Here is a 10,692-nt window from a genome sequence, read left to right as displayed (position 1 = left end):
CAGCGCCGCTCGTCGCCCGGTCAAACCGCAGCCTCCGGCTGCGCTCGGGACGCTTCGCGCCCATCGCCTGCTGTTCACTCGCCGCTCAGCGCCGCTCGTCGCCCGGTCAAACCGCAGCCTCCGGCTGCGCTCGGGACGCTTCGCGCCCATCGCCTGCTGTTCACTCGCCGCTCAGCGCCGCGCGCCGCGGCCGGCCTTGTCCCGACCCACTATTCCGTGGGTGACCGCGGTCTGGGCGATGAGGTCCCAGCCCCCGTGCACGTGCCGGACGGTGTCCAGGTAGTTGGGGCCGAGCAGGTCGTTGAGCTCCGGGCACAGGCCCGAACTGTAGAACTCCCGGCGGAGCTTGGTCTTGCAGCGCTCCACCGTGGCCGGCGCCAGGTGCAGTTCGGCGCACAGTTCGCGGGTGGACTTGGCCCGTTTGACGGGCCGTCCGGCGATCCAGTCGTCGCTCATCGCGGCGAGCACCTCGACCTCCGTCTCGGAGAGCCGGTTCTGCAGGACGTACGGCGCGACGTCCTGTGTCTCGGGGACGGAGATGTCGCCCTCGGTGGGTTCGTCGCCCGGCTCGGCCTGGAGGGTGACGCGCCATTCGACGAGGACGCGCCGGCGCCGGGGCAGGTCGGTGACGGAGATCCGGCCGATCCGGTTGCGGCCGAGCGGCAGGGTCGCCCCGTACGGGACCGGCTCGGCGACACCCTCACGGTCGATCTGGACCAGCGCCACGGGGCGGGTGTGGGAGCCCTGGTGCCACTCCACCGTCCAGCCGCGCTCCTCGGTGTAGCCGAACTCCAGGTGGACCCGGGAGACGAAGCGCCAGTCCTTGGGTGTGACCAGGCGACAGCGCGACGGATCGCGCCCGATGGCCATCTTCTGGCCTTCCTCGCTGGGCACCTTCACTGCACGCGGCCGGGCCAACTCGCCGTCCTGCCGGTCGGCGTCGTCGGAGGTGGCCACGGTGAGGATCAGTTCGAGCATCGTCATCCGTCCGGAAGTGAAGGCTCCCGCGGTGGCGGGAAGACCATCTGACACCACGCGGTTCGCGGCGCAGAAGGGAACATGACAGTCGGTCCGACCGTACGGGGTGAGGTGCCCCTCCGGACAGAGGCCCCGGCCGGCGGTCGGCGGCCTCGTTGTGCGCGCGGTGCGCGGTAAGAGTCAGGGTCACGCCCGCGGGCCGGGCAGTTCGACGCGGTCCACGGCGACCGGGAGGGCGTCGCAGTCCACCACCACGGCCGTCGCGTCGTCGTCGCCGCTTTCGACGGCGGTGACGGTGAGCGTACGGGCCGCCAGGAACGGATCCCCGTGGACCAGTTCGGCGACGGTCTCGTCCGGGAGGTGTCCCACACCGTCGGTGGCCAGCACCACCCGGTCGCCCGGGTGCAGTTCGATCCGCTGGAGTTCCGGGTCGGGCAGCTGGGAGCCGCCCAGCGGGGTGGAGGTCAGCAGCCAGGGACGGCCGAGGTCGGCGGCGTTGCCCTGTTCGGTCAGCCGGAAGGCCTGGCCGCCGCGGATCAGCCAGCAGACACTGTCGCCGCACCCGGCAAGGTGGAGCCGGCCGTCCTGGAGGACCGCGACCACGATCGTCGTACGCATGCCCTCGAACTCGGGGGCGGTGCCGTGCCGGCGGACCATCAGGTCGGCGCGGGCCACCGCGGCGCGCAGGCGGTCGCTCCAGCCTGCCGTCAGATCAGCCCCGGCGAGGTCGGCGACGAGGGTGCGCACCGCGACGTCGGCCGCGTACCACCCGGCCGGGTGGCCGCCGAGGCCGTCGGCGACCACGAACAGGTCGCCGGTGGCCGCGAAACGGTCGTCGTTGTCACGGGCGGACATCTCCCCCGCCAGGCCGAGGCGCTGCCGGCGGGCGATCCGGCGGCGGCCCGGGAGGGACGCTCCGGACCAGGCCGCGGCCTGGACGCTGCGGCCGGGGGTGGGCGGCAGGTTGAGCCGGGTGCCCTCGCCCTCCTGCGGGTGCTCACCGTCGGTCCGGCCGGTAGTGACGATCTCATCGAGGTCGCCGTCGTCCACTGCCTGGGGCGGAGCGGGTGGAACGGGCGGAGCGGGCGGAGCGGGCATGGGCGGAGCCGCCACCGCCGGCGCGGGGGGGCTGCTCGGCGCGGGCGGGATCCGCGGCGGGACCGCGGGACCGCCGCGCTGCGGCTGCACGGGCGGCTGGACCGCTTCGGGCACGGCGGCCCGCTGCGGTGCCGGTTCCGTCTGGGCGGGGCGGGGCCGCTGCGCGGCCGGCCGGGTGGGCGCCGGAAGGCCGGCCACCGAGGGGATGCGGGCCCGTACGGGCCGGGCGGGGGGCTCGGACTGCTCCGACGGGGGGGCGAGCGGCAGTGTGCCCTGCGGTCGTACGCCGTCTTCCACGGGGGATGCCACCTCATTCTCTGGGACCGGCCGGCGCAGCGGCATCGCGGGCCGCCGTTCGGCTGCGGGGATGCGCGGCGGGCTCTGTCCGGGGACCTGCGGCTGGCCGGCGCCCGCGCCGAGTGTCCTGGGCCGTCCGCCGCGTGGCCTGGCCGTCGGCTGTTCCGGTGTCCCGCCGAGGTACGGCGGGGCGATCTGGGTGCGGTCCGGGTCGTCGGGCCCGCTGTCGGTCCCGTCTGTGGTCCCGTCAGCGGGAGCGGTGACCGGGACGGCCTGCGCCGTCGGCGCTTCGCCGAAGTCGAGGTAGAGGTCGCCGTACATGTCGTCGTCGGCCGCGGCGGGCCGCGCCGCGCGCAAGCCGTCCTGACGCAGTGTCCGCTCCTGTGCGTCGGTGCTGTAACCGCCCTGCGGCGGCTGTTCCTGACCGGCGGTCCTGCGCCGGCCCTCCCCGCGGGCGACCGCCCGGCCCGCGGCGGGGTAGCCCTCCTTGGCGCGTGCGCCGCCCTTAGCCGTCGGGTCCGTCTTGTCCGTCTGAGCCGCTCCGCGAGCAGCCGCTGCCGCTTCGTCCCGGCGCGCGGAGTCCCCTCGTCCCCTCATCCACCTCACGCTCCACGATCCCGGGCCGGAACAGTCAAGTCCCGTGCCGCCTCAGAGACGCCCCCGACCGGCCGGTCGGGGCATACGCGGTCCCGTCGCCCCCGCATCAGCATGGTGCTGCCTACAGAGGCCCGCCGCCCAGTGTTTTCCCCGGTTTTCCCCCCACAGAGTGGGTTGTTGCCGTCCCGGTGAATCACCGGGACCAACAGACTACCGACGGACCGTCAGCAATGGTCGTTCCCGGATGATCCGGAATGCCGGTGCCCGGTCCCCGTTCAGGTGAACAGCCCTGTCCCGTACGGAGGACCCCGCGGAAAAACACCTGCATACAGAAAACAACAGCACCCCGGGGCGCGGTACGCGGCCCGGGGTGCTGTGTGCAGACTGTGACAAAAAGCCACATGCCGCTGGTTCAGCCGTTGTCGACCCAGCTCATCATCTTGCGCAGCTGCTTGCCCGTGGTCTCGAGCAGGTGGCCCTCGTCGGCCTTCTTGTACTCGTTGTACTTCGGCAGACCGGCCTGGTACTCGGCCATCCAGGCGTTGGCGAAGGTGCCGTCCTGGATCTCCGCGAGGACCTGCTTCATCTCGGCCTTGGTGGCGTCGGTGATGATGCGGGGACCGGTGACGTAGTCGCCCCACTCGGCGGTCTCGGAGACCGACCAGCGCATCTTCTCCAGGCCGCCTTCGTACATCAGGTCCACGATGAGCTTGAGCTCGTGCATGCACTCAAAGTAGGCGATCTCCGGCTGGTAGCCGGCCTCGACCAGGGTCTCGAAACCGGCCTTGACCAGTGCCGAGGCGCCACCGCAGAGAACGGCCTGCTCACCGAACAGGTCGGTCTCGGTCTCCTCGGTGAAGGTGGTCTTGATGACGCCGGCGCGGGTGCCGCCGATGCCCTTGGCGTAGGACAGCGCCAGCTCGAAGGCCTTGCCGGTAGCGTCCTGCTCGACGGCCGCGATGCACGGCACGCCGCGGCCCTCTTCGTACTGGCGGCGGACGAGGTGCCCCGGGCCCTTGGGGGCGACGAGCGCGACGTCGACGCCGGCCGGGGGCTTGATGAAGCCGTACCGGATGTTGAAGCCGTGCCCGAAGAACAGCGCGTCGCCGTCCTTGAGGTTCGGCTCGACCGCCGTCTTGTACACGTCGCCCTGGACCGGGTCCGGCGTGAGGATCATGATCAGGTCGGCTTCGGCACAGGCCTCGAAGGGGCTGACCACACGAAGGCCCTGCTCCTCGGCCTTGGCCTTGGACTTGGAACCTTCGAGCAGGCCGACGCGGACGTCCACACCGGAGTCGCGCAGGCTCAGCGCGTGGGCGTGGCCCTGGCTGCCGTAGCCCAGGACTGCGACCTTCCGGTTCTGGATGATGGACAGGTCTGCGTCGTCGTCGTAGAACAGCTCGGCCACTGGGGGCATCTCCTTAGGACGTGCACGTGATTGGGGTCGTCAGCCCATGCTGGACATCTTCGCAAATGTCCAAGGGGTGGCGTTCCGCGGTATTGAAGTCTGAGATGAAAACGCGTCAGCAGACGCTGTTCGGCGGATCAGGCGGAGCGGTCGACCGTACGGAGTGAACGGTCTGTGATCGAGCGGGCACCGCGGCCGATGGCCACCATGCCGGACTGGACCAGTTCCTTCACGCCGAACGGCTCGAGCATCTTCAGCATCGCGTCGAGCTTGTCGTGGCCGCCGGTGGCCTCGATGGTCACCGCGTCCGGGGACACGTCGACCGTCTTGGCGCGGAACAGCTGCACGATCTCGACGATCTGCGAGCGGGTCTCGTGGTCGGCCCTGACCTTGACGAGCAGCAGTTCGCGCTGCACGGCCGCGACCGGGTCGAGCTCAACGATCTTGAGTACGTTGACCAGCTTGTTGAGCTGCTTGGTGACCTGCTCGAGCGGCAGGTCCTCGACGCTCACCACGATGGTGATCCGCGAGATGTCCGGATGTTCGGTGACACCGACGGCGAGTGAGTCGATGTTGAAGCCCCGCCGGGAGAACAGTGCGGTGATCCGGGCGAGGACACCCGGCTTGTTCTCCACGAGGACCGAGAGAGTGTGCTTGGACATTGTCCCTGTGCCTTCCTGAGTTCTCGGATTCCTCGTACGGAATCAGTCGTCGTCGCCGAAGTCGGGACGCACGTCCCGCGCGGCCAGGATCTCGTCGTTGGAGGTGCCGGCGGCGACCATCGGCCAGACCATGGCGTCCTGGTGGACGACGAAGTCGATGACGACGGGTGCGTCGTTGAGCTCCATCGCCTTGCGGATGGTGGCGTCCAGGTCCTCGGGCTTCTCGCAGCGCAGGCCGTGGCAGCCCATCGCCTCGGCGAGCAGCACGAAGTCCGGGGTGCGCCGGGCGTCAGGGGCGCTGGGGTCGCTCCCCGCGCGGGAACCGTCCAGGCCGGTGCTGGAGTAGCGCTTGCCGTAGAACAGCGTCTGCCACTGTCGCACCATGCCGAGGGTGCCGTTGTTGATGATGGCGACCTTGATCGGAATGTTGTTCACCGCGCAGGTGACCAGTTCCTGATTGGTCATCTGGAAGCAGCCGTCACCGTCGATCGCCCACACCGTGCTCCCGGGCATGCCCACCTTGGCGCCCATGGCCGCCGGCACCGAGTAGCCCATGGTGCCCGCGCCGCCGGAGTTCAGCCAGGTGTACGGGTTCTCGTGCGGGAGGTAGTGCGCCGCCCACATCTGGTGCTGGCCCACGCCCGAAGCGTAGATCGCGTCGGGGCCGACGATCTCACCGAGCCGCTGGATGACCTGCTGCGGGGACAGCGAGCCGTCGTCCGGCAGGTCGTAGCCCAGCGGGTAGGTCCCACGCCACCGGTTGAGCGACTCCCACCAGGCGCTGTAGTCGGCCTTGCGGCCGGCCGCGTGCTCCGCCTGGACGGCGACGATCAGATCGGCGAGGACCTCGCGGGCGTCGCCCACGATCGGCACGTCGGCTGTCCGGTTCTTGGAGATCTCCGCCGGGTCGATGTCCGCGTGGACGATGGTGGCGTCCGGGGCGAAACTGTCGAGCTTGCCGGTGACCCGGTCGTCGAACCGGGCGCCCAGCGAGACCAGCAGATCGGCCTTCTGCAGCGCGGTGACCGCCGCGACCGTGCCGTGCATGCCGGGCATACCCAGGTGCAGCACGTGCGAGTCGGGGAACGCGCCGCGGGCCATCAGGGTCGTGACCACCGGTGCGCCGGTCAGCTCGGCGAGGATCTTCAGCTCCGCCGACGCGTGCGCCTTCAGGACCCCGCCACCGACGTACAGGACCGGACGCTTGGCCTCCAGGAGAAGCCGGGCGGCCTCGCGGATCTGCTTGGCGTGCGGCCGGGTGACGGGCCGGTAGCCGGGAAGCTCGGGGGTTCCGTTCCAGACGAACGTGGTGGTGGCCTGGAGGGCGTCCTTGGAGATGTCGACCAGGACGGGGCCCGGACGCCCGGTGGAGGCGATGTGGAACGCGGCGGCGATGGTCGCCGGGATCTCATCGGCGTTCGTCACCAGGAAGTTGTGCTTGGTGATCGGCATCGTGATGCCGCAGATGTCGGCTTCCTGGAAGGCGTCCGTGCCGATGGACTTGCTGGCGACCTGGCCGGTGATGGCGACGATCGGCACCGAGTCCATGTACGCGTCGGCGATCGGGGTGACCAGGTTGGTGGCCCCCGGGCCCGACGTGGCCATGCAGACGCCGACCTTGCCGGTGGCCTGGGCGTAGCCCTCGGCCGCGTGCCCCGCGCCCTGCTCGTGGCGTACGAGGATGTGCCGGACCTGGGTCGAGTCGAGGAGCGGGTCGTACGCGGGGAGGATGGCCCCGCCCGGGATACCGAAGACGGTGTCGACACCGGCGGCTTCCAGCGAGCGGATCAGCGACTGTGCTCCGGTCATCTGATCGGTCATGTGCTTCTTCTCTTCTCGATCTCGGTCGGCAAGTCGGGTCCGGCGGCGCTTCTGCTCCAACAAAAAACCCCCGTGCCGTCAGGCATGCGGGGGGAGGCGCGCGGAGCTGGTGTGTTCAGCTCACGCGCGCCGCAAGTACGAGAATCGGGGTCTGCATGGGCATGACTCTTTCTCTGCCCCCCGGGGACTGTCAAGCGCTCCACGTCGTCGTCCCACCATTTGGACCCTCTTTTGGACACTCCCGGAAGGCCCGAGCCGACTTTCCCAGGCCGTACGGCCCCTGCGCCTTGGCTTCCACCGGAGGTCATCACTCCTCCCTGTGATTCCTGGGCCCGGGACCTCCCGCCTGTCGGATCAACTGACAGGTGTCGTGTTCGTCTCACCGGTCCGGCGGTCCCGTGGGGCGGAGACCGTGGTGTTCGCCTCGACGGCCTTGAGGACGGTCTCGGCGACCGTGCCGGTGACTGTGTCGGGCGGCCCTCCGGCGGCGGCCGCTCCGGCAACGGTCTTGTCGTACACCGGCCCCGGCAGCGGCATCGTCCCCTGCCGCAGCAGCGCACCGAGCGCCTGATGGTCCAGCGGGGCGCCGAACAGGGGGCCCTGGCCACGCTGGCAGCCCATCTCCCGCAGCGCCAAGGCCTGTGCGCCGCTCTCGACACCGACGGCCACCAGGGTCAGGTCGAGGTCCAGGCCGAGCCGCACGATGGTCGACGCGAGGGCGGTCAGGTGCGGGCAGGAGCCGATCTCGGCGACGAAGGACCGGTCGATCTTCAGGTGGTCGACCGGGAGGCGGCGCAGGTAGGCCAGCGAGGAACGGCCGGTGCCGAAGTCGTCCACCGACAGTCGTACGCCCAGGCGACGCAACCCGGAGCAGCGCCCGATCATCGCCTCGGGGCCGTCCGGCGAGACGTTCTCGGTGATCTCCACAGTGAAGGCGGCCGGCGGCAGCCCGCCGCCGCGCAGCACCGCGCCGAGCAGTTCCGTCAGGCCCGGGTCGGCGAACTGGCGGGCGGTCAGGCCCACGCCGAGGCCCACTTCGTGACCGTCCGCCCGCCAGTGGGCGGCGTCGTCCACGGCCTGTTCGAGGATGCGGCGGCCGAGTGGGCTCAGGCGCCCGTCGGCGCCCGCGGTCAGCTTGTGGAACGGCGAGACGTGACTGCCCGCCGGGCCGGGGACGGTGCTGCGGCGCAGCATCGCCTCGACGTCGCGGATCCGGCCGGTGGCCAGGTCGACGACCGGCAGGTAGACGAGGGTGGTGCGGCCGTGTCCGCCCTCCCCCGTACCGGTCCGGCCGTTGTGCCGGGACCGTCCGGCGGCGGTCCCCACCGCGTGATTGGTGAGCTGGCCGAGGTGGCTGTGCACGGGGCCGGTCGCCGGTGTGCGTGGTTCGCCGGTCGGTTGCACGCTCAGGTGCGCCGGGCTCTGTTGCGCCACGCTCAGGTGCGCCGGGCTCTGCTTTACCGGGCTCTGTTGCGTCATGCTCTGCTGCGCCGGGCTCAGTTGCTCCGGGGATACGACGCCGACCGGCCGGACGTCCGGCAGGATCGGCCGCTGGCCGGTGCGGCGGGCGCGTTCGCGGCGGCGGCGGGTGTCCGTGTGCAGGGCCGGGTCGTACATCTCGACGCGGGCTTTGCCGCCGTCCTTGGCTGCGTACATGGCGTCGTCGGCGCGGCGGAGGAGTTCGGCCGGGTTGATGCCCGCGACGGAGAAGGCGACGCCGATGCTGGCGGCGACCCGCACTTCGACGCCGCCGACGCGGTACGGCGCGGAGAGGGTGTGCAGGAGTCGTTCGGCGATGTCCCGGCAGGCGGCGGGGGCCGGGTCGCCGACCAGGAGGGCGGCGAACTCGTCGCCGCCGAGGCGGGCGACGGTGTCGCCGGCCCGGACCGCGCCCTTGAGCCTCCTGGCGGCCTGCACGAGGAGTTCGTCGCCGACCGCGTGGCCGTTGACGTCGTTGACAGCTTTGAAGCCGTCGAGGTCGAGGAAGAGGACCGCGGCGGTCGGCACGGGGACGGGGGACGGGTCCGGCGGCAGGCCGCGCCGCTGCGCCAGGGCCTGCTCGATGCGGTCTTCGAACAGGGCCCGGTTGGGCAGGTCGGTCAGCCGGTCGTGGAAGGCGTCGTGTTCGAGCTGGGCCTGGAGCCTGACCCGGTCGGTGACGTCCCGACTGTTGAAGATCAGCCCGTCGCCGTAGCGGTTGACCGCGGACTCGGTGTGCAGCCAGGCCCCGTCCGCCGAGCGGATGCGGCATTCGACCCGGACCATGGGTGCGTCCTCGCCCCGGCCGCGGAACTGGTCGAGTTCGTGTCTCAGCCGGACCTGGTCGTCGGGGTGGACGAGCAGTTCGAGCCGGGTGTTGACGAGTTCCTCGGGCTCGAAACCGTACACGTGGCGCACCGCGTGGCTGACGTAGCTCAGCACGCCGTCCGGCGCGGTGATCATGATGACGTCGCTGGAGCCCTGGACCAGGGAGCGGAAATGGCGCTCCTTGGCCGCGAGCTCCTGGGCCATGAAGACGTTGTCGACCAGGGTGATGCCCTGGCGCAGGACCAGCGCGACCAGGACTGAGCCACCCGCGGCGAGCACCACCGGGTCCGGCGGGCGGCCGTTGACCGCGTCACCGATGACCCCCGCGGTGCAGACCGCGGCCGCGACGTACGGGGTGAGAGCGGACAGCATGGAGAAGGTCCTGACGCCGGAGCCGCGCTCGGTGTGGTCCGACTCGCCTATCCACGGGGCGGCGGCCAGGAGGACACTTCCGGCGAACCAGCCCGCGTCGAGCAGTTGCCCGGAGCGGTAACCGCCGTGCAGGCCCGGCGTGGTGAACAGGGCGTCGCTGACCACGGTGATCGCCAGTGCGACCAGGGCCAGGTTGAGCGCGGCCCGGTCGCCGCGCCCGGCTTTGAAGCGCAGCCCCACGACCATGCTCACCAGGAGGATGTCGAGGATCGGGTAGGCGAGGGTCAGCGCGACGCGCAGGGCGTCCATCCGGTCGCCGTGGGTGTTGCGGGACAGGACCAGCGACCAGCCCAGGGTGAACAGTGAGCCGGCGACGAGCCAGCCGTCGAGCACGATGCAGGTCCAGCCGGCCAGGCCGCGGGGGGGCTGGGCGATCAGCAGCAGCCCGATGATCGCGGTCGGGGCGAAGAACAGGAAGATCCAGTCGGCCGGGCCCGGGGTGGGCACCGGTTCGCCGAGCACTACTTCGTACCACCCCCAGATGCTGTTACCGAGGGAGACCATGCAGGCGGAGGCACCGAGCAGGGCCCAGGACAACTGCTCGCGGCCGACCACCCGGCAGGCTTTGACGGTGCAGGAGGCGGCGGCCGCGGCAGCGGCGAGCGCGAGGCCGAAGTCGCCCATGGCCAGCGACAGCCACCGGCCGCCCCAGCCGGACAGCGCTCCGACCGTGTAGATGAGACAGATCGGCAGGACGATCGAGAGCGCGCGCGTTCGTACGCAGGTTCCGGACAACGGCGCTCAGCACTTCACAGCATTGTCGTGGCTCCCGCGAAGTGCGCGGCGCCCGTCCGTGGATACGTCCCCCGGCATCGTCCTGCTCCCCTCTTCACCCACCCCCGCGGGCATCGGTTGCCCCGCGCCGCGTGGGATGGACCGCGATGGACGGCGACAGTGTCGACTATGTCCTGCCGCCCCCGGCCGGCGGATTCACCGGCCGGACGACTGCTGGGTCCAACCGCTCGGTCAGAAGCGCCCCGCGGCGCCCCACGGTCCGGACGATACACCACTTCAGTCACCGTACGCATGGGTGAATCTACACAGAGTGACGACAAGGTTCGTTCTTTCCGCTTCTGCGTACGCACTGCGACG

General features: G+C 71.0%; 6 protein-coding genes. All 6 read right to left on the bottom strand.

The genetic code is table 11. The features are described from left to right. Positions 1 to 171: 171 nt before the first annotated feature. Positions 172 to 984 carry an FHA domain-containing protein gene (locus tag AC0Z36_RS17870; RefSeq protein WP_485463914.1) on the bottom strand — a complete coding sequence of 271 codons (813 nt, stop codon included), beginning with the start codon at positions 982 to 984 and terminating at the stop codon, positions 172 to 174. Positions 985 to 1,164: 180 nt separating this feature from the next. Further along, positions 1,165 to 2,970, bottom strand: a complete 1,806-nt coding sequence (locus AC0Z36_RS17865) for a PP2C family protein-serine/threonine phosphatase (RefSeq protein ID WP_485463913.1) — start codon at positions 2,968 to 2,970, stop codon at positions 1,165 to 1,167. Positions 2,971 to 3,382: 412 nt separating this feature from the next. Next, positions 3,383 to 4,378 (bottom strand): ketol-acid reductoisomerase, encoded by a 996-nt coding sequence (gene ilvC / locus AC0Z36_RS17860; RefSeq protein ID WP_485463912.1) that lies wholly within the window; start codon positions 4,376 to 4,378, stop codon positions 3,383 to 3,385. Between the two features lie 137 nt (positions 4,379 to 4,515). Continuing rightward, complete coding sequence (gene ilvN, locus AC0Z36_RS17855; RefSeq protein ID WP_485463911.1) at positions 4,516 to 5,040, bottom strand: acetolactate synthase small subunit; 525 nt, start codon at positions 5,038 to 5,040, stop codon at positions 4,516 to 4,518. A gap of 42 nt (positions 5,041 to 5,082) precedes the next feature. Beyond that, positions 5,083 to 6,921, bottom strand: coding sequence for an acetolactate synthase large subunit (locus AC0Z36_RS17850; RefSeq protein ID WP_485463910.1), 1,839 nt, complete (start codon positions 6,919 to 6,921; stop codon positions 5,083 to 5,085). A 294-nt stretch (positions 6,922 to 7,215) separates the two neighbouring features. Continuing rightward, positions 7,216 to 10,335, bottom strand: coding sequence for a putative bifunctional diguanylate cyclase/phosphodiesterase (locus AC0Z36_RS17845; RefSeq protein WP_485463909.1), 3,120 nt, complete (start codon positions 10,333 to 10,335; stop codon positions 7,216 to 7,218). Between the last annotated feature and the right edge of the window lie 357 nt (positions 10,336 to 10,692).

This window comes from Kitasatospora sp. UYEF31, assembly GCF_057291755.1.
The sequence above is the reverse complement of the archived record's forward strand: the minus strand, read 5'-3'. Positions and strand labels throughout refer to the sequence as shown.